At 48.1% G+C, this 21,248-nt stretch carries 19 protein-coding genes and 1 pseudogene; 12 read left to right on the top strand and 8 right to left on the bottom strand.

The annotated features are described in order from the left end of the window. Positions 1–33: 33 nt before the first annotated feature. The 5 genes and pseudogenes from QMK20_RS11740 to QMK20_RS27640 all read right to left on the bottom strand — a co-directional run. A complete protein-coding gene (locus QMK20_RS11740; protein WP_283655847.1) occupies positions 34–648 on the bottom strand; it encodes a hypothetical protein in 615 nt (204 codons plus the stop codon). Beyond that, on the bottom strand, positions 632–1,015 hold the full coding sequence (locus QMK20_RS11745; RefSeq protein WP_283655848.1) for a hypothetical protein: 384 nt from the start codon (positions 1,013–1,015) through the stop codon (positions 632–634). Before QMK20_RS11745 ends, QMK20_RS11740 begins: the two co-directional genes overlap by 17 nt. 22 nt (positions 1,016–1,037) lie before the next feature. Beyond that, positions 1,038–1,391, bottom strand: a complete 354-nt coding sequence (locus tag QMK20_RS27635) for an MFS transporter (RefSeq protein WP_283655849.1) — start codon at positions 1,389–1,391, stop codon at positions 1,038–1,040. Beyond that, positions 1,349–2,248 carry a glycoside-pentoside-hexuronide (GPH):cation symporter gene (locus QMK20_RS11755; RefSeq protein ID WP_283655850.1) on the bottom strand — a complete coding sequence of 300 codons (900 nt, stop codon included), beginning with the start codon at positions 2,246–2,248 and terminating at the stop codon, positions 1,349–1,351. Before QMK20_RS11755 ends, QMK20_RS27635 begins: the two co-directional genes overlap by 43 nt. A 91-nt stretch (positions 2,249–2,339) precedes the next feature. After that, positions 2,340–2,447, bottom strand: a pseudogene (locus QMK20_RS27640) (hypothetical protein); the annotation flags it as partial. A gap of 344 nt (positions 2,448–2,791) precedes the next feature. Between QMK20_RS27640 and QMK20_RS11760 the strand changes: the two are divergent. The 7 genes from QMK20_RS11760 to QMK20_RS11790 all read left to right on the top strand — a co-directional run bounded on the left by QMK20_RS11760 (position 2,792) and on the right by QMK20_RS11790 (position 12,151). Next, entirely contained in the window at positions 2,792–4,861 is a 2,070-nt protein-coding gene (locus QMK20_RS11760; protein WP_283655851.1) for a bifunctional aldolase/short-chain dehydrogenase, read from the top strand. A gap of 303 nt (positions 4,862–5,164) precedes the next feature. Then, positions 5,165–6,385: an L-rhamnose isomerase gene (rhaI, locus tag QMK20_RS11765; protein WP_283655852.1), complete on the top strand. Its 1,221-nt coding sequence runs from the start codon at positions 5,165–5,167 to the stop codon at positions 6,383–6,385. Beyond that, positions 6,382–7,857: a rhamnulokinase gene (rhaB, locus tag QMK20_RS11770; protein ID WP_283655853.1), complete on the top strand. Its 1,476-nt coding sequence runs from the start codon at positions 6,382–6,384 to the stop codon at positions 7,855–7,857. The genes rhaI and rhaB overlap by 4 nt, the downstream gene beginning before the upstream one ends. 20 nt (positions 7,858–7,877) lie before the next feature. Next, positions 7,878–8,636: a DeoR/GlpR family DNA-binding transcription regulator gene (locus tag QMK20_RS11775; RefSeq protein WP_283655854.1), complete on the top strand. Its 759-nt coding sequence runs from the start codon at positions 7,878–7,880 to the stop codon at positions 8,634–8,636. A gap of 521 nt (positions 8,637–9,157) precedes the next feature. After that, the gene (locus tag QMK20_RS11780) at positions 9,158–9,886 is read left to right on the top strand and encodes a (Fe-S)-binding protein (protein WP_014281384.1); all 729 of its coding nucleotides are present in this window, start codon (positions 9,158–9,160) and stop codon (positions 9,884–9,886) included. Further along, positions 9,883–11,394 (top strand): LutB/LldF family L-lactate oxidation iron-sulfur protein, encoded by a 1,512-nt coding sequence (locus tag QMK20_RS11785; RefSeq protein ID WP_283655855.1) that lies wholly within the window; start codon positions 9,883–9,885, stop codon positions 11,392–11,394. Before QMK20_RS11780 ends, QMK20_RS11785 begins: the two co-directional genes overlap by 4 nt. Position 11,395: 1 nt before the next feature. Then, a complete protein-coding gene (locus QMK20_RS11790) occupies positions 11,396–12,151 on the top strand; it encodes a LutC/YkgG family protein (RefSeq protein ID WP_283655856.1) in 756 nt (251 codons plus the stop codon). A 13-nt stretch (positions 12,152–12,164) separates the two neighbouring features. Here QMK20_RS11790 and QMK20_RS11795 read toward each other — a convergent pair whose 3' ends face one another. After that, positions 12,165–13,142 (bottom strand): LacI family DNA-binding transcriptional regulator, encoded by a 978-nt coding sequence (locus tag QMK20_RS11795; RefSeq protein WP_283655857.1) that lies wholly within the window; start codon positions 13,140–13,142, stop codon positions 12,165–12,167. 154 nt (positions 13,143–13,296) lie between these two features. Between QMK20_RS11795 and QMK20_RS11800 the strand changes: the two genes are divergently transcribed. The 5 genes from QMK20_RS11800 (at position 13,297) to QMK20_RS11820 (ending at position 20,190) form a co-directional block, all read left to right on the top strand. Then, positions 13,297–14,760 carry a glycoside hydrolase family 1 protein gene (locus QMK20_RS11800; protein ID WP_283655858.1) on the top strand — a complete coding sequence of 488 codons (1,464 nt, stop codon included), beginning with the start codon at positions 13,297–13,299 and terminating at the stop codon, positions 14,758–14,760. Positions 14,761–14,777: 17 nt separating this feature from the next. Then, entirely contained in the window at positions 14,778–15,632 is an 855-nt protein-coding gene (locus QMK20_RS11805; protein ID WP_283655859.1) for a DMT family transporter, read from the top strand. A 258-nt stretch (positions 15,633–15,890) separates the two neighbouring features. Next, positions 15,891–16,733: a BglG family transcription antiterminator LicT gene (gene licT, locus QMK20_RS11810; RefSeq protein ID WP_283655860.1), complete on the top strand. Its 843-nt coding sequence runs from the start codon at positions 15,891–15,893 to the stop codon at positions 16,731–16,733. Positions 16,734–16,850: 117 nt separating this feature from the next. Next, complete coding sequence (locus QMK20_RS11815) at positions 16,851–18,740, top strand: beta-glucoside-specific PTS transporter subunit IIABC (protein ID WP_283655861.1); 1,890 nt, start codon at positions 16,851–16,853, stop codon at positions 18,738–18,740. Positions 18,741–18,759: 19 nt separating this feature from the next. Next, a complete protein-coding gene (locus tag QMK20_RS11820) occupies positions 18,760–20,190 on the top strand; it encodes a glycoside hydrolase family 1 protein (RefSeq protein WP_283655862.1) in 1,431 nt (476 codons plus the stop codon). Between the two features lie 82 nt (positions 20,191–20,272). Here QMK20_RS11820 and QMK20_RS27645 read toward each other — a convergent pair whose 3' ends face one another. Both QMK20_RS27645 and QMK20_RS11830 read right to left on the bottom strand, forming a co-directional pair. Beyond that, the gene (locus QMK20_RS27645) at positions 20,273–20,470 is read right to left on the bottom strand and encodes a hypothetical protein (protein ID WP_283655863.1); all 198 of its coding nucleotides are present in this window, start codon (positions 20,468–20,470) and stop codon (positions 20,273–20,275) included. 224 nt (positions 20,471–20,694) lie between these two features. Further along, a complete protein-coding gene (locus QMK20_RS11830; protein WP_283655864.1) occupies positions 20,695–21,102 on the bottom strand; it encodes a CHRD domain-containing protein in 408 nt (135 codons plus the stop codon). Between the last annotated feature and the right edge of the window lie 146 nt (positions 21,103–21,248).

Here is a 21,248-nt window from a genome sequence, read left to right on the forward strand (position 1 = left end):
TAAAACCCGATCCCGGCACGGCCTTATTGCATTTTAAAGCGTATACTTACGAATCAAATAGGTTGGGGTGCAGCTCCACGCGTGACAGTAGCTGTTGATTAAATAACTGCCGTAGGGAGAAAAGGCTTTATTATGGGGATCGTACAATTCCCAGAACGTGTCCGCTCCATCCCGTAGCATACCTCCCCAGTAGGACTTGAGATGTTTTACGGCTCCGTCCCGGTCACCTGTGATCAGCAAAGCTTCGACCAAATAGTGATGCATATACGGTGTCGTCAGGCCGATATCCGGTTGCTCGGATAGCAAGCGTTGCATGAGAGCTGCGTTTTGCTCTGCATCCAGCACCTCGGCCAAAGCCATCCAGATTTGTCCGGCCCACGAAATTTGGCGGTTGGGACCGCTGACGAAGAAGCCTTGCATTTCATCCCATAGTTGGGCCAGTGTTGCGGTCGTAACGTCCTCCAACCGCTGGTTCAGGAACGGAAGCTTGTCAGGATCAACCTGTTTAGCCAATCGAATGGCCCGTTTTAACGTGTAAATAAGTATGGCTTGAGAAGGGGCTTGCTTATCCAACTGCTCATGCCAGTCGATAAAAGACCACCATTCGTCGGTATGCGGCGGGAGGTGCTGTTCATTCAGACGCTCCAAAGCCAAAGGGCTCCGCGACTTCGACGGGCATTTCGCCAAAGGTTAGCTTGAGATGAAGTGGCGCATCCGGCGGACTGCCGACTGGACGAACAGAGAAGGAGAGATATCCGACCTGATGCGTGCCAAAGTCGAGAATAAATTCATCTCCTTTGCCGTAATGCTGCTGCGACAGCGTGGAAACGGATTGCATCGGATGTGTTTTCCAGCCATGCATCGCGTCTGCATTATGGACAATCTCGACCATTTGCTGTGGCGGGGCAGTGGACGTATTCAAATGCGGTTGTGCTTGAACCGCCTGGTTAATAAAAGCTTCATTACGTGCAATTTTTATTTTGTCAGCTTGCTGAATAGGAGATGTTTCTGACATGTGAATGCCTCCTTTAGGATAATTAAACCGATTGAGGAAGGATATCTTTATTTCCATGAACATTCGAAGTGTTCTCGCCTTCAGACGCATCCTGCGCTCGATTTCGTTCCTGAATGTCGTTACGGATTTGCGGGAAAATGTGATCCAGACGATAAAAGTACATAATAATCATCGAAATGACCGTTAAAATCAGCGGAATGATGAGATAATTCAGTTGAATGGCGAACAGGCCGGAAGCGCTTTGTGTTTGATTGGGAGCATAATTCCCCCACGTTAAAAATACACCGGAAACAGCACCTGCCAGAGCCATAGCTACCTTTCCGATAAAACCATTCAGTGAAGAAATAAAGCCCGCTGCGCTAATGCCGGATTCCATTCCCCGTAATCAACCGAGTCGGCTTGCATGGAGAAGTAAATTGCTGCCCGAACGCCGTTCCCTAGGGCAGAAATGATAGCACCGACGATTAAACCGAAGATGTTGGTGCCGGAAATAAGCATGATCAGCATACCTGTAACAGTAACTGCGCTTGCAATCTGGAACAAATTACGTTTGTACATACGCCGGGCAAGCATTGGGGTGACAAAGGTACCGATGATCGGAATAAGGGAAACAATTCCTGCGACCAGGCCGAGCAGATCCGGGCGGTTCACATAATACGTGAAATAATAAATCAGACTGCCTTGATGAAAAAACATGCCTCCGAACATAAAGATAATGTTGGCTGCGAAGATGTACCAGGGCGTATTCCCTTTAAGCGCAGAAAAGGTTTGGGCAACCGTCACTTTTTCCTGCCGGAGCTTTACTTTTTCTTCTACATTTTTGAAGGTTACAAAAAACAACATCATACCCACAACCGAGAAAATGACCATCGTCCAAAAGAATCCGTGCGCCTGTGATCTGTTACCTAGCATACGGACCAGCGGCATCGTCAATACACTAACCGCCGTAGCTCCAATGAAAGAAAAGATAATACGGGTCGTCGCCAGCACGGTGCGCTCCTGTCCATCCCGAGTCAGACTCGGCAAAATGGAAGCCATCGGGATATTGACCATCGTATACGCCAGGGATAAGCCCATATAGGTGATATAGGCGTAAATCAGTTTACCGACAGGGCCGATATCCGGCACGTAAAAGGTAAGGATACCCAAGATACCGAACGGAATAGCTCCAAACAGAAAATAAGGCCGTGATTTTCCCCAGCGTGTACGGGTTTTGTCGATAATAATCCCCATAATGGCATCCGCCACACCATCTACAATGCGTGTAACTTAACAGCAACGTACTGACCGCAAGTACCTGTAGCCCCATGACATCCGTATAGAAAAACATTAAATAGAGAGCGATCATTTGCCAAATCAAGTTACACGCAAAATCGGCAACTCCGTAACCGAGACGCTGTTTCCAAATGCCTGCCTTTGTAACCATACTCATCCCTCCGTAGACCCCTATGTTGCCAATACGGCAAGATTAGAGGATAAAATCAGTAATTCAGCTTCCTTGAAGAGGCTGTGCTTTGTTGTAAGTTGAATGAGGCGGCTCCGGATTGCCTTCCATACTCACATTTAATAAAGCGCTTTCTTTTCCGCGTGTCAATTATCGTTTTACAGATCAATGTATCCGTTTTACAGGTTATTCAAAATTAAAATTTATTTTTGATTATTTTTGTATTTCTTATTTTCAAATGAAAACAAAAGTGTTATAGTCTCCATAAACCAAGAATAACCACTGTAATAAAGTAGTTCAAAACTAAAACTGAACTTGGAGGTCTTTTTCCTATGGTACAAAGTCTGTGGAATTCTTCACAAGCATCTGAGCAAAAAAACACGCTGGAACAGCTCGTATATCGTTCTAACCTTATCGGCACAGACAGGAGCGTGTGTAACTGGGGAGGCGGCAATACTTCGGCCAAAACGACGATACAGGATTTTCGCGGGCGTGAAGTAGAAGTAATGTACGTCAAGGGCAGCGGTTCCGATCTTGCTACGATGAAAGCGCATAACTTTACAGGGCTTCGTATGGAGGATATCCGTCCCTTGTTCGAAAGGGAAGATATGTCTGACGAGGATATGGTCGCGTATCTGGCGAATTGTATGATAGATGCCAAGCATCCGCGTGCTTCGATTGAGACACTATTGCACGCTTTTTTACCTTTTAGACATGTGGATCATACCCACCCGGACGCAATTATCAGCTTGTGCTGTGCGCATAACGGCAAGGAAATTGCGAAAGAGATTTTCGGTGACCGTTTTGTATGGGTACCTTATATTCGTCCTGGTTTTAAGCTGTCCAAGATGATTGCTCAAGCTGTACTCGATCATCCGCAAGCAGAATTGGTATTGATGGAAAAGCACGGTCTGGTTACATGGGGAGAAACTTCCGAGGCAGCCTATGCGAAAACCATCGAAATCATTCAAGAAGCAGAAAGCTATATTAAAGCTCGTCAAGAGGAAAAACAGTCGTTTGGAGGCGTAAAATATAAAGCGCTTACTCCTGAGGAACGCCGCAGTATTGCGTCTAGCGTCATGCCATCCGTTCGGGGAGCGGTCAGTGATGAGAAGCAGATGATCCTTACCTTTGATGATGCAGAGGACGTGCTGGAGTTTGTAAATGGTCAGGATTCTGCTGTATTGTCACAGGTCGGGGCAGCGTGCCCGGATCATTTGGTTCATACCAAGGTGGTGCCGTTTTTTGTAGACTGGACACCGGACGTGGAGGATGTCGAGAGTTTAAAAATAAAGCTCGTAGAGGGTATCGCAGCCTATAAGGAGCAATACCAAGCCTATTTTGAACGCAATCGGCATGAAGGAGACGTTATGTTTGAGGCCGCGCCACGTGTGATTTTAATCCCGGGCATCGGCATGATTAACACAGGCAAAAGCTGGAGCAACGCACAGGTGAGTGGCGCTTTGTATCATCGTGCTATCGCGGTGATGCGGGGTGCGACGGCGTTAGGACAGTTTGTTTCGCTCAGTGAAAACGAATCGTATAACGTGGAATACTGGCCCTTGGAGTTGTATAAGCTGTCACTCGCTCCGGCAGAAGCGGAATTTTCACGCAAAATCGCGCTCATTACAGGCGGTGCAGGCGGAATCGGCAGTGCAACCGCACGCCGTTTGGTGGATGAAGGAGCACATGTCGTGCTGGCCGACCTGAATCTGGAAGGCGCGCAAAAGGTGGCCTCCGAGCTGAATGACCACTACGGAGAAAACCGCGCTATTGCAGTTAAAATGGATGTGACGCAGGAGGACCAGATTCAGGATGCCTATGCGGAAACCGCGCTAACCTACGGTGGTGTGGATATCATCGTCAACAATGCGGGGCTGGCCACCTCCAGTCCATTCGACGAAACATCATTAAAGGAATGGAATTTGAACATAAACGTGCTGGGCACAGGTTATTTTTTGGTAGCACGGGAAGCGTTCAAGCTGATGAAGGAGCAGACACTTGGCGGCAGCATGGTGTTCGTCGGCTCGAAAAACTCCGTCTATGCAGGTAAAAATGTAACGGCCTACAGCTCGGTCAAGGCGCTGGAAGCGCATCTCGCCCGTTGTATTGCCGCAGAAGGCGGCGAATACGGCATTCGGGTAAACACGATTTTGCCGGACGCGATTCTGCAAGGCTCCGCCATCTGGAACTCCAACTGGCGCAACGAACGCGCCGCCGCCTACGGCATCGAGCCAGACCAACTGGAAGAACACTATCGCAAGCGGACGACGCTACTGGTAAACATTTACCCGCAGGATATCGCCGAGGGCATTGCCTTTTTCGCCTCATCCAAGGCGGAAAAAACGACAGGCTGCATGCTCACTATCGACGGCGGCGTACCCGCTGCCTTTACACGCTAGAAAATGGGAGAGTATTAAAAACGTAAATAAGTAATAATAACTTATTTACGTTTCGCATTTTGTGTTTTTCCGAAAATGCACACCCAAAACATAAAAAGAGAAGTGACTTTATGGGTAGGCAGCAGCGGAGCGGGCGGAATTGTTCTGAAGAAGCGTAGCGTTCGCCTTTATCCCCGGATTTTTACCTTTATATGTTCTATAAAATAAAAAAATCCGGGGATAACAGCGATCGGAAGAACAATCCGCACGCGAAGCGACTCCCCCACCTCCATAACTCACTTCTTTTTCCAAGGAGGAACCACGATGAGTGACAAAGCGTACGCTTTATTCGAGGAACAGCAGCAACAAAGGGGCATTGACCTGGAACAAGTAAAGTCAAAGCTGAAAGCGCTTAGCATAGAAACCCCATCATGGGGCTATGGCGACTCAGGTACACGGTTTAAAGTTTTTCAAAAAACAGGCGTGCCGCGTGATCCGTTCGAAAAGCTGGAGGATGCCGCACAGGTTCATGCAGTAACCGGATTGTGTCCATCGGTCGCCATTCATATCCCGTGGGATAAGGTGGATAATTACGGCAAGCTCCGCAGTCATGCCGAAAGCCTCGGACTGCGGCTTGGGGCGGTTAATCCGAATCTGTTTCAGGATGAAGATTACATGCTCGGCAGCGTCACCAATGTAGACCCGGCAATCCGCCGCAAGGCAACAAACCACTTGCTGGAATGTGTGGACATTGCGAAGGAAACAGGTTCCAACGATTTTAGCCTGTGGTTTGCAGACGGAACAAACTATCCGGGTCAGGGAGACATCCGCAAGCGGAAAAATTGGATGCTGGAAGCACTCAGCGAAATGTATAAGGCGCTTACACCTGATATGCGCATGCTGATTGAATACAAGGCGTTCGAGCCAGCCTTTTATCATACGGATATTGCCGACTGGGGCATGGCGTACAATTACGCGACCAAGTTGGGACCGCAGGCACAGGTGCTTGTGGATACAGGGCATCATCTGCCAGGAGCTAACGTGGAGCATATTGTCGCGTTTTTAATTGATGAGAAGCGACTGGGCGGCTTTCATTTTAATAGCTACAAATATGCGGATGATGATCTCATCGTGGGCTCCGCGAATCCGTATGAGCTGTTCTTGATTTTTTATCAAATTTTAAATGCAGCTCAGGATGTGGATACGGATATCCGACATACGGTGGACAAAATCGCTTATTTGATCGACCAGTCGCACAATATTGAACAAAAAATCCCGGCGATGATTCGATCAGTGCTGAATGTGCAGACACAATATGCGAAGGCGCTGCTGATCAATCATGCAGAGGTGGAGGAAGCGGCGAGCCGTCAGGATGTGCTGGGTGCGGAGGATGCTGTGCGCAAAGCGTTTGAGTTCGACGTTGCACCATTGCTCAAGGCAATACGTGAGGAGCAAGGGCTACCCGCTGATCCGATGAAAGCCTATTTAGCGTCTGATTATGGCACGCAGATTTTGCAAAGAGGCAAGGGTGGTGCAAGCTGGTGAGCATCCTCGCATATGATCTGGGGGCAAGCAGCGGCAGGGTTCTGCTCGGTCGATTGACGGATTCACGTATAGAGGTGGAGGAAATCCATCGCTTTTCGAATGATCCGGTCAAGGTCGGGGAGCGTCTGCACTGGGATATTTTGCGTCTGTATCACGAGGTTCAGCAAGGACTGCTCAAAGCTAAGCACATGGGAGTGAACCCGTCCAGTCTGGCGATTGATTCCTGGTCGGTCGATTTTGGACTGATTGGAGAAGCCGGAGAATTGCTGGGTAACCCTTATCATTATCGGGATTGGCATACCCACGGGGTGATGGAGGAAGTACAGGGTCAGCTGGGCAAGGAGTTTATTTTTCAGCGCACAGGGATTCAGTTTTTGACCTTTAATACGATGTTTCAGTTGGCTGCTATGCGAAAAGCAAAATCGCCGCTGTTGGAGCAGGCAAAGCATTTCTTGATGATCCCTGATTTGCTGCGGTATTTTCTAACGGGTGAAATGCACAATGAGTTTTCCAATGCGACTAGCACGCAGTTATATAATCCGTTGCAGCAGGCATGGGATCATGAGTTATTGTCTAGTATCGATATTCCCCATTCCTGGTTTGGAAAGGTACTGGAGCCGGGAAGTGCCGCAGGTACGATCCGTTCCTCGGTCATGACTGATCTGGGCATCGGAGCGATTCCTGTTATTGCGGTAGCGGAACATGATACAGGATCGGCTGTAGCTGCGGTGCCTGCGCTGGAACGATCATTTGCGTATTTAAGCTGCGGAACGTGGTCTCTGATGGGAACGGAAACCCCGCAGCCTGTGATCAACGAGGATACGCTTCGATTTAATTTTACGAACGAAGGCGGGGTGGGCCGAACCTACAGGTTGCTTAAAAATATTATGGGCTTGTGGATTTTACAGGAGGCACGCAGAGAGTGGGAGCGTCAAGGAACTTCCTATTCTTTCCCCGAGCTGGTACACATGGCGGAGCAGGCTCCGGCGTTTGCTTCATGGATCGACCCGGACGATGAACTGTTTCTGCATGCCGGAGATATGAGAACACGCATACGCCAATATTGCCGTAATACCGGGCAGCCTTTGCCGGAGACACCGGGGGAGGTCACACGCTGTATTTTGGAAAGTCTGGCGTTGAAGTACCGTTACGTTTTGGAGCTTACGGAACGGGTGTCAGGACAACGGTTTAACGGGCTGCATATGGTCGGTGGGGGAATTCAAAATCGGCTGTTGTGCCAATGGACGGCTAATTCGATTCAAAAACCCGTGTGGGCTGGACCCGCAGAAGCAAGCGCAATCGGCAATCTTGCGGTACAATGGATGGCACAGGGAAAGTTCGCCGATATATGGGAAGCACGCCGGGTCATCGCGGATTCTATTTCCGTAGAGGTATATGAACCTGCCGAGTCGGAAGCGTGGGAGGATGCCTACGGACGATTCCGGCGTGTGGCGGGACTTTTTGTACATTAAAGATGTGGAGTGAGATTGCCATGCTGGTTGCAGAAAGATATGAGATGATCGTACAGCTCGTCAATGAAAAAGGAAGCATCCGTGTGTCGGAGTTGAGTGAGCTGTGCAAAGTAACGGAGGAAACGATCCGCCGCGATCTGGACCGTTTGGAGCAGGCGGGACGGCTACGCCGTTCACATGGTGGAGCAGTCAGCGTCAAAAACGAGCAGCCCGAAACGCCCTATGCGGTACGGGAAATTATGAACGCAGAGGAAAAGCGCCGGATTGCCGAGGAAGCGGTAAAGCAGATTCAGCCGCATGATCGTATTTTGCTGGATGCTAGTACAACGGCTTGGTATATGGCGTCGATTCTGCCGGATATTCCGTTGACGATATTGACGAATTCGATCCGTGTAGCAACAGAGCTGGCGGGTAAGGAAAAAATCGAGGTCATTTCCACCGGAGGACAGTTGCTACAGCGCTCATTGTCATTCGCTGGTCCGCTGGCGGAGCGCTCGTTGGAATCGTATTATGTGGATAAATTGTTTTTCTCCAGCCAGGGGGTCCATCTGGATCGGGGCATTAGTGAATCGAATGAGCTGCAAGCCCGTTTAAAGCAGAAAATGGTCAGCATTGCAGATCGTGTGATTTTACTGGCAGATGCAAGCAAATTTGGGCAGCAGGCATTCACGCATGTCGTGAAGCTGTCGCAGGTGTCCGAGATTATTACCGACTCGCGTTTGCCGAATCCGATTCGCAGTCAATTAGCAGAACTGTCGATTTCGGTTACGGTTGTATAAAGCGGGTAGTTTCCGAAATGAGAATAGAATTTTAAAAGTGCTGAGGGGGAGGGCGCTCCGCGTTTCATTTGATCTTACGATCGCTGTTGCAGTGGGATTCTTTGATGATGTAAAACATGTATAGGTGAGAATCCCACTGCAAGCTTATGCTTATGATGAGAGCTTTCCTTTGGAAAGCTTTTAGGCGAACGCTGACGCTTCTCCAGGTTCAAATGAACCGCTTCGCTAGTATCCTCCATAAGTGGATTTTTTTGTAGTGAGTAGGTAACGGTTCAAACATAGTGACGTCAGACTAACTAAGAGCTCAACAGGAAAAGGTACAACATTTAAGATAATTAGAAAGCGTTTACTTTTCATATAAGCTGAACTCGAAAAATTCATATAAAAACGGAGTAGGCGGAATGGTGCTGTACAAGAGAAGCGATTGCGATGGGAAGCACCATCCGACTGCGCAGTGGCACTAAAGGGAACTTTTCAGTTATAAAGTAATAGCTATTCCATGGACGGAAGGGGTGTCTCGTATGAAGGTATCTTTATTTATTACCTGCCTGAGTGATGCGATTTATCCCAAGGTGGGGGAAGCGATGGCACGCTTGCTTGCCAGATATGGTGTCGAGCTAAATTTTCCAAAGGTGCAGACATGCTGTGGCCAGCCGTCCTATAACAGCGGCTACTGGGATGAAACGAGGGCAGCGGCGAAAACGATTTTGAAAGCGTTTGACGACAGCGACTTTGTCGTATCGCCCTCCGGTTCCTGCACTTATATGATTCATCATTACCCGGAGTTGTTCAAGGATGAGCCGGAATGGCTGGACTCAGCGCGGCGATTGGAGCAAAAGACATATGAATTTACGCAATTTATGGTACAGGTGCTTGGCGTGACCGATGTGGGCGCGTCTTTTCCGCATACGGTAACCTACCATCCGTCTTGCCACGGTACCCGTTTGTTGGGCGTGAAGGAGGAGCCGATGCAGCTACTTGGCAGCGTAAAGGGCTTGCAGCTGGTGCCGCTTCCTTTTGCAGAGGATTGCTGTGGCTTTGGTGGTACTTTTGCGGTAAAAATGTCGGATATTTCGGGAGCCATGGTGACGGAAAAGGTGGATCATATCAGGGAGACGGAGGCCGAGGTGCTGGTTGGACTGGATATGGCCTGCCTGATGAACATTGCGGGAAATCTCCGGTATCGGGAAGAGCCGGTGCGGGTTATGCATCTGGCCGAGCTGCTGTATGAAGGGGTGAAGCACGCATGACCGCTGTACATTCACATTCGATGAGCCAAAAGGTCAAAAAACGCGCCGAGCTGGCCCTGAACGACGATTTTCTGCGGAATGCGGTCCGTTTCACGACGGAGCGTTTGCGCAACGGCAAGCTGGCGGCTTCAGAGCAGCACGGAAATTGGGAGGAATGGCGTGAGCGGGGCCGTCAAATTCGGCTGCATACCATTGCCCATCTGGACTATTATCTGAACCTGTTTGTGAACAATGCCCGAGCCAACGGGGTGCATATTCATTTTGCCGATACAGCCGCAGATGCTGTACGGATTACGCTGGATATTGCTGCCCACAATCAGGCCCGGTCTGTTGTTAAATCCAAGTCGATGGTGTCGGAGGAACTGCACTTGAATCAGGCGCTGGAGGGCGTCGATATCGAGACGATTGAAAGCGATCTTGGTGAGTATATTATTCAGCTTGCAGGCGAGGCTCCATCTCATATCGTCATTCCGGCGATTCACAAAAACCGCTATCAGATTGCCGAACTGCTGTCCAAAGAAGCGGGGGAGGAACTGTCTGCGGATACGACGATTTTGGCTGGTTTTGTCCGTAAAAAATTGCGTGAAAAGTTTCTGGAGGCAGATATCGGAATGACTGGCTGTAATTTTGCCATCGCAGAGACGGGTTCCATGGTACTGTTCGAAAATGAAGGCAATGCGCGGATGGTATCCACTTTGCCCAAAACGCAAATTACGCTGATGGGTATGGAACGGATTATTCCATCATGGACGGATCTGGAGGTAATGGCTACATTGCTGCCACGCTCCGCTACCGGTCAGAAGCTGACGATGTATATGTCCGGTATTTCAGGCCCGCGGCGCAGTCAGGATGCCGATGGACCGGAGGAAATGCACATCATCATCGTAGATAACGGACGCTCGCTACAGCTAGGCAATCCCGAGTTTCAGGAGTTGCTGAATTGCATTCGTTGCGGGGCGTGTCTGAACGCCTGCCCGGTTTATCGCCACATTGGCGGACATGCGTATGGCGGGACCTATAGCGGACCTATCGGTGCGGTACTTACGCCTGCTTTGCATGGCAACATCGAAGAATGGAACGATATTGCAAGTGCGTCCAGTCTGTGTGGTGCGTGCTATGAAGCCTGTCCGGTCAAAATACCGTTGCATGACATGCTGGTCTATTTGCGCAGACGCAAAGTTGAGGCTGGACAAGGAGATAAGCTGGAAGCAGCAGGAATGAAAGGGTTTGCGACCGTTGTTTCCAGCTCGAAACGATTCGCAGCGGCGATTCGACTTGGGCAAATTGCCCAGAAGATGGTCGTCCGTAAGGGAGAAATTACGCTGAAGCTCGGCCCGCTAAAGGGCTGGAATACGTATCGCGTGGCTCCCTCTCTGGCGAAAAAATCCTTCCGTCAGCAATGGAACACCCTCGAACATGAGCTGGAGCAGGAACGTAACGTGATGCAGCCTGACGTTCGCAGCCGAATGGAGACGATTTTGGAAGATAGAAGTAAAGGAGGCAGGTAGCATGAGTGAACAGAATAGACCTTCTGCGCAAGCAAAGGCGGCCCATGAAGCGTGGCTCCATCAAATGGAAGGCGAATCCCGCGCCAAGCAGGTGCGCTTTATGGATAGCATTGCAACGAAGCTCAAGCGTCCGCGACAGACGGAGCGGCCCGTGCAGCCGTTTCGCGGCGCACCTGCATTTTGGCACGAATTCGAATGGAGCGCGGAGCAGCGCATCGAAGAGTTCACCGCCAACTTTACAAGTGTTGGCGGGCATGTCGTGCGTCTGCCGGATCTGGAGCAGACGGCAGACTGGATCGCGCGCAAGGCGCGTGAGCTGGGAGCGGCCTATATCGTCCGGCAGAATGAGCCGGACTTGGATGCGCTCCAGCTGGAAGCGGCGCTGCCGGAAGTCCGTCTATCGGTGTGGAACACCGATCCAGTCGAGGACTGGAAGGCCCGCGCCGCCGAGGCGGATATCGGCATCGTCATTGCCGATGAGGCCGCCGCCTACACCGGATCGGTGGCGGTGCTGTCCTCACCGGAGAAGGGCCGCGCGGTCAGTCTGCTGCCAACCGTGCTGATCATTCTCCTTCCACTGGAGCGTCTGCGGACGCGGCTGGGCGAGATTTTAGGCCGCTTTGACGAAGTAGGACGTGAGCAACTGCCCGCAGGGATTCATTTTATTACCGGACCCAGCCGCTCGTCGGATATTGAAAATGATCTGACCATCGGTGTACACGGACCCGGAATCGTTTATACGTTGTTAATAGGCTAGTTAATAGGGTGAGTTAGCAGGTAGACTGGCGAACCTTCAATTCAAAAGCAAGGGAGGCTGGCTCCAAAGGCTGCCCGTTCAATTGCTGATATAATGTACGGAACATTTCCTGTCCGATTCGCTGCAACGGGTTCGTAATATTGGTCAGTCCCATGGCGTCGGCTACCTGACTTTCGTCGGCTTCAAAGCCGACCACTGCCAAATCCTCTGGAACATTCCAGCCCTTACTGCGGGCGGCTGAGATAATACCGCATGCCACAAAATCATTGGTTGTCATGATGGCATGGGGACGTTCTCTTAATGACTCCAGCTTGGCGAACGCCCGCATTCCGTCCTGTACCGTATGGATACCGCTGAGCAACCATTCCTCATTCACTGGCAGCTTCCTTGCCGCGAGCAGGTCATAATAGGCCTGGAGTCTTCTTTGGCTGTTTACGCTGTTTTTTCTGCCTACGGTGCAGGCGATTTTTTCAAATCCCAGCTCGGCCAAATGCTCTAATCCAATCCGAAATCCTTCATAATGATCGAGATAAATGGATGAAATCTCTTTATTTTTTAATGGCTCACAGGTCACAATCGGCCCATATTGGGTATAACGCCTCACAGCAGACCAGTCCAGCATACGCCGTAAAATGACGAGTCCGTCCACTTTTTTCTGCCTCAATAGCTCTAACGCCGCGCTCTCCAAATCCCGCTTTTCCTCCGTCTGGTAGATGAGAACTTGATAATCCTGCTCTTTACCCGCATTGGATACTCCCTTGATGATTTGCATGTAATAATTATTAATCGTTGGGGTCATGATCCCGATAACCTTGGTACGGCCTACTTTCAACTGCACCGCATTAATATTCGGAATATAATCCAGTTCCCGAATGACTTCCATCACCCTGGTGCGCGTAGCTTCACTGACATAAGGATGATGATTAAGCACCCGAGACACGGTACTTGTCGATACCCCCGCAATTTCAGCAATTCTTTTTATATTATGCATGACTTTCAACTCCAAAAATTTAGTTCTTGACCTGGAATGCATCCCAGATTGTAGCATGAAAGCATAAAGCGTATGCAGCAATCCGGAATGCATTTGAGGGACATGGGTTCCGCATACTTCTTCACAAATTATAACCTACTTGGAGGAATGCAACATGGAACAGGCAAAAGGTTTTCCCAAGGACTTTCTATGGGGCGGGGCAGCCGCTGCCATGCAGATTGAAGGGGCTTACAACGTAGATGGAAGGGGGCTCTCGATTTCTGATGTATTTACCTTTGATCCAACACTCGACAAAAAGCATTGGCTGGATCAGTGGCATATGATGACCCATGCCCAAGTCAATGAAGCATTGGACCCAAACAGCACCAAAAATTATCCCAAACGTCGGGGAAATGATTTCTACCACCGTTATGAAGAAGATATTAATCTGCTGGCCGAGATGGGTTTTAAATGCTTCCGCACTTCCATTTCCTGGACACGTATTTTCCCGAATGGCGACGAGACAGAACCCAATGAGAAAGGGCTGCAATTCTATGACAAGGTTTTTGATGCCCTGCTGGCCAAAGGAATTGAACCTGTCATCTCGCTTACCCATTACGATATGCCTTTGTATCTTGTCACCGAATATGGTGGCTGGAAAAACCGGAAACTGATTGAATTTTTCGTCCGTTTTGCCGAGACTGTATTTACCCGTTACAAGAATAAAGTGAAATACTGGATTACGTTTAACGAAATGAACTGTGTCAAACATCATCCGTTTGTTAGCGCCGGGATCATTGAAGAAAATCACCCGAATCTGGAGCAGGACAAGTATCAATCTGCCCATCACCAGTTTATAGCCAGCGCGCTGGCAGTCAAAGCCTGTCATGAGATTATACCAAACTCCCAGATTGGGTGCATGATCAGCTATCTGTTGCTTTATCCGAATACCTGCAATCCGGATGATGTGCTTGAATGCCAAAAGGAAGAACGAGTATCCTTCTTTTTTAGTGATGTACAAGCCAGGGGGTATTATCCGTCCTATACCGCACGCATGTTCAAGGAAAAAGGCGTTGTCCTGCATAAAGAACCCGGCGATGATGAAATCCTGCGCGATAATCTCGTGGACTTCGTATCCCTGAGCTACTATATGTCCAACAATGCCAGCGCCACTGCCGACCAGCATGCCAAAGCAAGCGGAAATCTAATTGGCGGCGTGAAAAATCCTTATCTGGAGCAGTCCGAATGGGGCTGGCAAATTGATCCTAAAGGATTACGTTATGCGCTGAACAACCTGTATGACCGCTACCAGAAGCCACTGTTCATCTCGGAAAACGGCGTGGGCGCGACAGATCAAATGAGTCCTGACGGTACGATTAACGATGATTACCGTATCGATTATCTGAAAAAACATATCGAGCAAATGAGGGAAGCGATTGAGGATGGAGTAGATCTGTTTGGCTATACCGCCTGGGGCCCAATCGACATGATCAGTGCTTCAACTTCACAGGCATCCAAGAGATACGGCTTTGTCTACGTCGATCAGGATGATCTGGGCAACGGAACACTGAACCGCTACAAGAAAAAAAGCTTTGACTGGTATAAAAAAGTGATTGAATCGGGCGGAGAAGTGCTCTAAACGGAGGCGTATGATGCATGAAAGGCTCGAGCCTGCTCTTATGCCTGATCTGGGGCTTTAATTTTGTCATTATGAAATTGGGAAACGGAGCCTTTGAACCTGTACAATTTGCCGCTTTTCGGTTTCTCACCGGCACGCTGCTCCTGTTCGGAATTCTCATTTGGAAACGGGTCCCCAATCCTGACAGGCACACGATGAAATGGTATATCATCTGCGGAATTCTCCAGACTACCTATTTTAATATTGCTATTCAGATATCCCTGAACTATATTAATGCTGGCTTAACTTCCGTGCTTACGTACAGCATGCCGCTGTTTTTATCCATGATGGCCCATTTTCTTATTCCGGGTGAGCGGCTCAATACACGCAGGACGATTGGGATTGCTACAGGGATGATGGGCCTGTTATTTGCTATGGACATTCATTTGGGCGGCAATTTGTGGGCTATGCTGCTTGGGGTGAGTTCAGCGATTGCTTGGGCACTTTCCAACCTGATTATCAAGCTTAAGCTCCAGCATTGCGATAAAACCCAGTTTACGACCTGGCAGATGGCGTTCGGTGCACTCGGACTGCTATTGTATTCCCTGTTGTTTGAGCGATGGGAGCCGCATTTTAGCGCTGCGTCGATCTTTTATATTTTATTTTCCGGTATTGTGGCGTCGGCTCTGGCATTCCTGCTGTGGACCCATATTCTCACCAGAATGGAAGCAAGTAAAGCTTCTGTTACGCTGTTGCTGGTTCCTATCATCGGTGTTGTGTCCGGCTGGATCTTTCTTCACGAGGAACTCAAAGCGGCTACCTTGCTTGGCATTTTTTTAGTACTGGCGGGCATCTGGATTGTGAACCGTGCAGGGACTCCGAAGCTGCAGTAAACGAATGAAAGGCTTTTTTAATAAAGGGTTGACAGAAAAAAAGAAACTCTATTATAATGAAGCCAAGAAAACGATTACAAAAGTGAATCTCATAATTTTCAGGGTGTTACTATTTTAGGCATAACCTGAATGGAGTTCCGGTAAATGGGCGATAACGTCTATTAAGCGGTATTCTGTTCAGGTTTTTTAGTGTATGCACATTTTTTAACAGAGTCTCTTTAAAAAATGGCCTTCCAGTAAATAAAAGCAGGTGGTCGCATGATTTTGAAGAAAGCGCTTAACAACAATGTAGTATTAGCAGAGGAAGAGGACGCCCAAGAGGTCATTGCAACAGGAAATGGAATCGCATTCAACCTGAAACCGGGGGATACCATCGATGAGCGGAAAATCACGAAGCTGTTTGTAGTCAAAACTCAGGATCTATCCGCGAAGCTGGCGGATTTGCTGAAAGATGTGAAGATGGAATGTATTGAAATCGCGGATGAAATCGTGGAGTATGCCAGACCGAGATTGGCCGGAGAAATTAGTGATTATATTTATCTGGCCTTGATTGACCATATTTCATTTGCTATTGAGCGGCATGATCGGGGAACCCCGATTGAAAATCGGTTTCTATGGGAAATCAAGCGGTTTTATCGCGAAGAATTCGCTATCGGAAAACATGCGCTGGAGATGATCCGTAACAGGATCAACATCACGTTCGATGAGAATGAAGCCGGGTTTATTGCTCTGCATTTCGTCAACGCTCGCCTGGATAACCAGAAGCTTGACCTGACGCTAAAAACGTCAAAAGTCATCAAGGATATTATGGATATTGTAAAATACCACTTCAATGTCGAGATTGATGAAGATTCATGGAATTACAACCGATTTGTAACTCATCTTAAATTTTTTGCCCAGCGGCTTTTTGCCCATGAATCGGCAGACCCGCAGTACATGAATTTGTTCGAAGACCTGAAAATCAAATTTCCAGAAGAGCACAGATGTGTACAAAAAATAGGGGTGTATGTGAATAAGCAGTTTGAGCAGAAATTAACCAATGATGAAATGATGTATCTTATGATTCACATTTCCAGATTGGTCAACAGAACTGAAAACTAACAGGGTGTTACCATTCGTGGGCATTACCTGAGTGATTTCGATACTAAATTGCATTTTGGTATCGGTGATTACTCAGGTTTTTTTTATATCAACCAGAGAGCATTGGAGGCAGGCGTTATGAGCAAACATGATGAATTAGCGAAATTCATTGTAACAAATGTAGGCGGAGAGGAAAATATCCGTGATCTGTACCATTGTATGACCCGTCTGAGATTCACACTCAAGGACAAGCAAAAGGCCAACAAACAGGCTTTGGAAAATTCCGACGGGGTCATTTCCGTGATAGAGAGCGGGGGCCAATATCAGGTGGTCGTCGGCAATCATGTTAGCGAGGTCTATGATGCGATTGCGGGAAATTACAACCTTCAGGTAAAGAGCGGCAACAATGAGAAAGAGGATCATTCAAAAGAAGGTAATTTCATCAGTCGTGCTTTTACCGTCATGAGCTCTATCTTCCAGCCGATTGTACCTGCTTTGGCTGGTGCAGGGATGCTGAAAGCTATCCTGGTTATTCTTACACAGTTAGAGTGGCTGGACAGTGCCTCCAGTACCTATGCTATCCTTGCTGCCGCAGGTAACGGCGTGTTTTTCTTCCTGCCACTGATGTTAGCGTTTTCAGCTTCTAGAACGTTCAAGACCCAGCCTATCGTATCTGCCGCAATTATGGCCGCTTTGCTGGAGCCTAACTTCACCAAGCTGATGGAAAACACGGGGGATATTGCTTCCTTTATCCATATTCCCGTTGTCCTGATGAGTTATACGACATCCATTATTCCAGCGATTTTAGCCATTTGGCTGTATTCATACCTGGAACGATTTCTGAAGCGGGTAGTTCCGAAAAGCATTGAATTATTTATGGTCCCGCTCGTTTCCTTATTAATTATGGTTCCGCTTACCGCCATTGTGATCGGTCCGCTGGGAGTGTACACCGGTAAAGGTATTGCGGATGGTATTGAATTTTTGAGTACGCAAAGCGGCCTGTTGACCGGGGCCATTCTGGGTGGCGGCTGGACCTTCCTGGTGATGTTTGGTTTACACTGGGGGATTGCCCCTGCGATGATCAACAATCTTTCCCTCAAAGGGTTTGATACGATCCGACCCATGATGGCTTCCGCGACCTTCGCCCAATCCGGTGTCGCTCTTGGGGTCTTTCTGAAAGCCAAGGACAAAAAGCTGAAAGCTTACGCGCTGTCATCTATTTTCCCTTCACTGTTCGCTGGTATTACAGAGCCTATCGTTTATGGGTTGTCCGTGAAGCTGAAAAGACCGATGATTGCCGCCGTCATCGGGGGAACGATCGGAGGAGCCATTGCTGGGCATTTCCAGACGACCGTGCTTGCTTATGTGTTCCCGGCCATAACGACTATTCCGGCGTTCTTTACAAATACCATTGCTTTTTATTTAATCAGCATCACCATTTCATTCGTGGTTACTACTGTATTAACTTATATTCTGGGCTTCAATGAAGGTAACGGGGCAACGGTTGCGGAGACAGGAAAAACGGAATCAGAAAAATCCGAGCCTGCCTTACAGACTGAATCTGGACAAACCGTAGTCATCGAGAGTGTCTATGCTCCTATAAATGGCGTAATTGTTCCGTTAAGTGAAGTACCTGATCCGGCATTCTCTACAGAAGCGATGGGTCAAGGAATAGCCATTCTACCGAGTGAAGGAAAGGTATATTCACCAGTGTCCGGGGTTGTCTCGCTCGTATTCCGAACCGGCCATGCGGTAGCCATCACCTCCGACAACCATCTGGACTTGTTAATTCATGTGGGACTCGATACGGTTAAGCTGAAAGGCAATTATTTCACAAAGCATGTGGAGCAAGGGCAACGGATTGAACGGGGTGATTTACTGCTTGAATTTGATATTCCGAAAATCCAGGCAGCCGGTTATGACCTGACCACTCCGATTATTGTTACCAACAGTACTGCTTACCAAAAGGTCACCCAAACACAGCAAAAATCTGTAGATTTGCAAAGTGTTTTGCTCACAATACATTAAATAAAGGAGGAAATAAGTCATGACAGAACAAATAGCCAAAAGTTTTCCTGAGAATTTTCTGTGGGGTGGTGCTATAGCGGCGAATCAGGCCGAAGGGGCATGGAACGAGGACGGTAAAGGACCAGCGATCAGTGATGCATTCCGGGGAGGAATTGTAGGCGGAACGTTTGATGATACGATTGATGAGAACAAGTATTATGCCAGCCATGAAGCGATTGATTTTTACCATCGTTACAAAGAAGATATCGCCCTGTTTGCGGAGATGGGCATGAAATGCTTTCGGACTTCCATTGCATGGTCCCGAATTTTCCCGAATGGGGATGATGCCGAGCCGAATGAAAAAGGGCTGCAATTTTACGATGATCTGTTTGATGAACTATTGAAGTATGGAATTGAGCCGGTCATCACTATTTCTCACTTTGAGCTGCCCCTGAATCTGATTCGCAAATACGAAGGCTGGAAAAGCCGCGAGCTGATTGGATTCTACGTAAAGTATGCGGAAGTTGTCTTCAAACGTTATAAAAACAAAGTGAAATATTGGATGAACTTCAACGAGATCAACCATTTTCACACGATTCCTTTGGCGGCAGGAGGCATTGTTGTCCAAGACGATGAGCACAAGCTTCCGACGATTTATCAGGCCAGTCACCATGTTTTTGTTGCCAGCGCTCTGGCTACTAAACTGTGTCATGAAATTATCCCGGGTGCGATGATGGGCGCTATGTTATCCCTGAGTCCGATCTATCCGAATACCTGCAATCCGGACGATGTGTTTGACGCCTATGAGCTGAGAAGAAGATCTTTATTTTATTCCGATGTACTCCTTAGAGGCTATTATCCAAGCTATGCCAAACGGATCTGGAAAGAGCATAACATCGTGATTCAAATGGAGCCCGGAGATGAACAATTACTGCGAGAGCATACGGCTGATTATTTGGGCTTTAGCTATTATCGAAGTACGACGCATAAAGCAGGTATGCCCATTCTGGGCAATACAGGGGGAATTATGGGACTCGACAATCCCTATTTGGAAAAAACGCCATGGGGATGGCCGATTGACCCGAAAGGCTTTCGCTATGTGTGTAATGAAATGTACGACCGTTACCAGAAGCCTCTATTTGTTGTAGAGAACGGCTACGGCAGTCATGATGAAATTCTGGAAGACGGTTCAATTCATGATCCCGAGCGAGTAGACTATCTGAACAAACATCTGATCCAGCTCCATGAAGCTATTGAAGATGGCTGCGAAGTGCTTGGCTATACCTGGTGGGGCCCAATCGACATTGTCAGCGCGGGAACAGGAGAGATGAAAAAAAGATACGGCTTCATCTATGTGGACAAAAACAACGATGGTTCAGGTACGCTGGAAAGAAGAAAAAAGAACAGCTTCTACTGGTACCAAAAGATTATCGAATCCAACGGGGAAGCATTGTTCGATTCCCAAAAATAAAGGGATACAATCCTTAATTCCATAAAAGTCAGGAACGAACCGGCCAAAGATACGATCTATGGCTGGTTCGTTTGTATATGGACTAGCGAGAATGATAGAGAGGGAAGCGAGTTTCAAAATCCGTCTGTCTGCGGCTGCTTCTAACCGAAATACTGCCATCGTGCAGTTCGGTAATGTAAGAGGTGGCATGTACCATGATGACGGCTAGAATCGCCATGGCTCTAACCAACTGCAACTCGGGAATTCTTTCTTTGGATGTCGGGCTTATAAGGGGCTTCATAAGCTTCATTTCCTTTGGGGTGTGAACTGTCTCTCTATTAAAAAATAAAGTTCTTAACAACCCGGAAGGCAAGGACTTAAGAAACGCTTATGAACTTCTTAACTTTTATTAAGAATTGATGGGGAATAGAAAAAAGAACTTTCAATCCACATGAAAGGTGCATGTAAGCACTTCAAGGTGGCTATGAAAGTTCTTTTTCATATTTAATTTTCTTCATACGGTGGTTACTTGCAACGTCTGATCTGTCCGCGAATGGCTCCATCTGGATGCCGGACGGTATGAACATTAACATAAGCATTGCCTTCTCTGAGCTGGCAAACTAAGTCATAAATGGTTCTGCCTCTGAGTGGACCGACGAGGTCACATGCACGCAGCACACCGCTGACAACGCCTCTTTTGACCGTGATTCCGAATTTGGAAGGGCCGAACAGGACAGCTACGACCGGACCATTTTCACCCTTGCGTCCCAGATGAATATCCGCTCTGGTTACTCGCGAAATGTTGCGCAGGATAAGCTCGAATTTTAATTGCCGACGTTCCTTATGGTAATGAAACTCCGCATTTCCCGTGGCATTTGTTCTGACAGGAGGTACTTCATGACTCCCCCTTAAAGTGGCTTTAAACGTAGACATTACATCGCTCCTTTTCCCATTGTTGGTTTAGTGTATTCATGGGGCCAGGGAAAGGGCTGTACATTCGCCTATAAAGAGAAAGTTGTGTGTTTAGCAAGTTATTTAGTCCAAGCATATAAGTCATCTTTTCATAGACTATGAGTATC

The sequence above is a fragment of the Paenibacillus sp. RC334 genome, from assembly GCF_030034735.1.
GTDB classification, from domain to species: Bacteria; Bacillota; Bacilli; order Paenibacillales; family Paenibacillaceae; genus Paenibacillus; species Paenibacillus terrae_A.

What these genes read in the sequence shown, in the direction of transcription:
- QMK20_RS11745 (WP_283655848.1), bottom strand. Translation starts at nt 1,015, where the DNA reads ATGTCAGAAACATCTCCTATTCAGCAAGCTGACAAAATAAAAATTGCA.
- QMK20_RS27635 (WP_283655849.1), bottom strand. Translation starts at nt 1,391, where the DNA reads ATGGAATCCGGCATTAGCGCAGCGGGCTTTATTTCTTCACTGAATGGT.
- QMK20_RS11755 (WP_283655850.1), bottom strand. Translation starts at nt 2,248, where the DNA reads ATGGGGATTATTATCGACAAAACCCGTACACGCTGGGGAAAATCACGG.
- QMK20_RS11760 (WP_283655851.1), top strand. Translation starts at nt 2,792, where the DNA reads ATGGTACAAAGTCTGTGGAATTCTTCACAAGCATCTGAGCAAAAAAAC.
- rhaI (WP_283655852.1), top strand. Translation starts at nt 5,165, where the DNA reads ATGAGTGACAAAGCGTACGCTTTATTCGAGGAACAGCAGCAACAAAGG.
- QMK20_RS11775 (WP_283655854.1), top strand. Translation starts at nt 7,878, where the DNA reads ATGCTGGTTGCAGAAAGATATGAGATGATCGTACAGCTCGTCAATGAA.
- QMK20_RS11780 (WP_014281384.1), top strand. Translation starts at nt 9,158, where the DNA reads ATGAAGGTATCTTTATTTATTACCTGCCTGAGTGATGCGATTTATCCC.
- QMK20_RS11785 (WP_283655855.1), top strand. Translation starts at nt 9,883, where the DNA reads ATGACCGCTGTACATTCACATTCGATGAGCCAAAAGGTCAAAAAACGC.
- QMK20_RS11790 (WP_283655856.1), top strand. Translation starts at nt 11,396, where the DNA reads ATGAGTGAACAGAATAGACCTTCTGCGCAAGCAAAGGCGGCCCATGAA.
- QMK20_RS11795 (WP_283655857.1), bottom strand. Translation starts at nt 13,142, where the DNA reads ATGCATAATATAAAAAGAATTGCTGAAATTGCGGGGGTATCGACAAGT.
- QMK20_RS11800 (WP_283655858.1), top strand. Translation starts at nt 13,297, where the DNA reads ATGGAACAGGCAAAAGGTTTTCCCAAGGACTTTCTATGGGGCGGGGCA.
- QMK20_RS11805 (WP_283655859.1), top strand. Translation starts at nt 14,778, where the DNA reads ATGAAAGGCTCGAGCCTGCTCTTATGCCTGATCTGGGGCTTTAATTTT.
- licT (WP_283655860.1), top strand. Translation starts at nt 15,891, where the DNA reads ATGATTTTGAAGAAAGCGCTTAACAACAATGTAGTATTAGCAGAGGAA.
- QMK20_RS11815 (WP_283655861.1), top strand. Translation starts at nt 16,851, where the DNA reads ATGAGCAAACATGATGAATTAGCGAAATTCATTGTAACAAATGTAGGC.
- QMK20_RS11820 (WP_283655862.1), top strand. Translation starts at nt 18,760, where the DNA reads ATGACAGAACAAATAGCCAAAAGTTTTCCTGAGAATTTTCTGTGGGGT.
- QMK20_RS27645 (WP_283655863.1), bottom strand. Translation starts at nt 20,470, where the DNA reads ATGAAGCCCCTTATAAGCCCGACATCCAAAGAAAGAATTCCCGAGTTG.
- QMK20_RS11830 (WP_283655864.1), bottom strand. Translation starts at nt 21,102, where the DNA reads ATGTCTACGTTTAAAGCCACTTTAAGGGGGAGTCATGAAGTACCTCCT.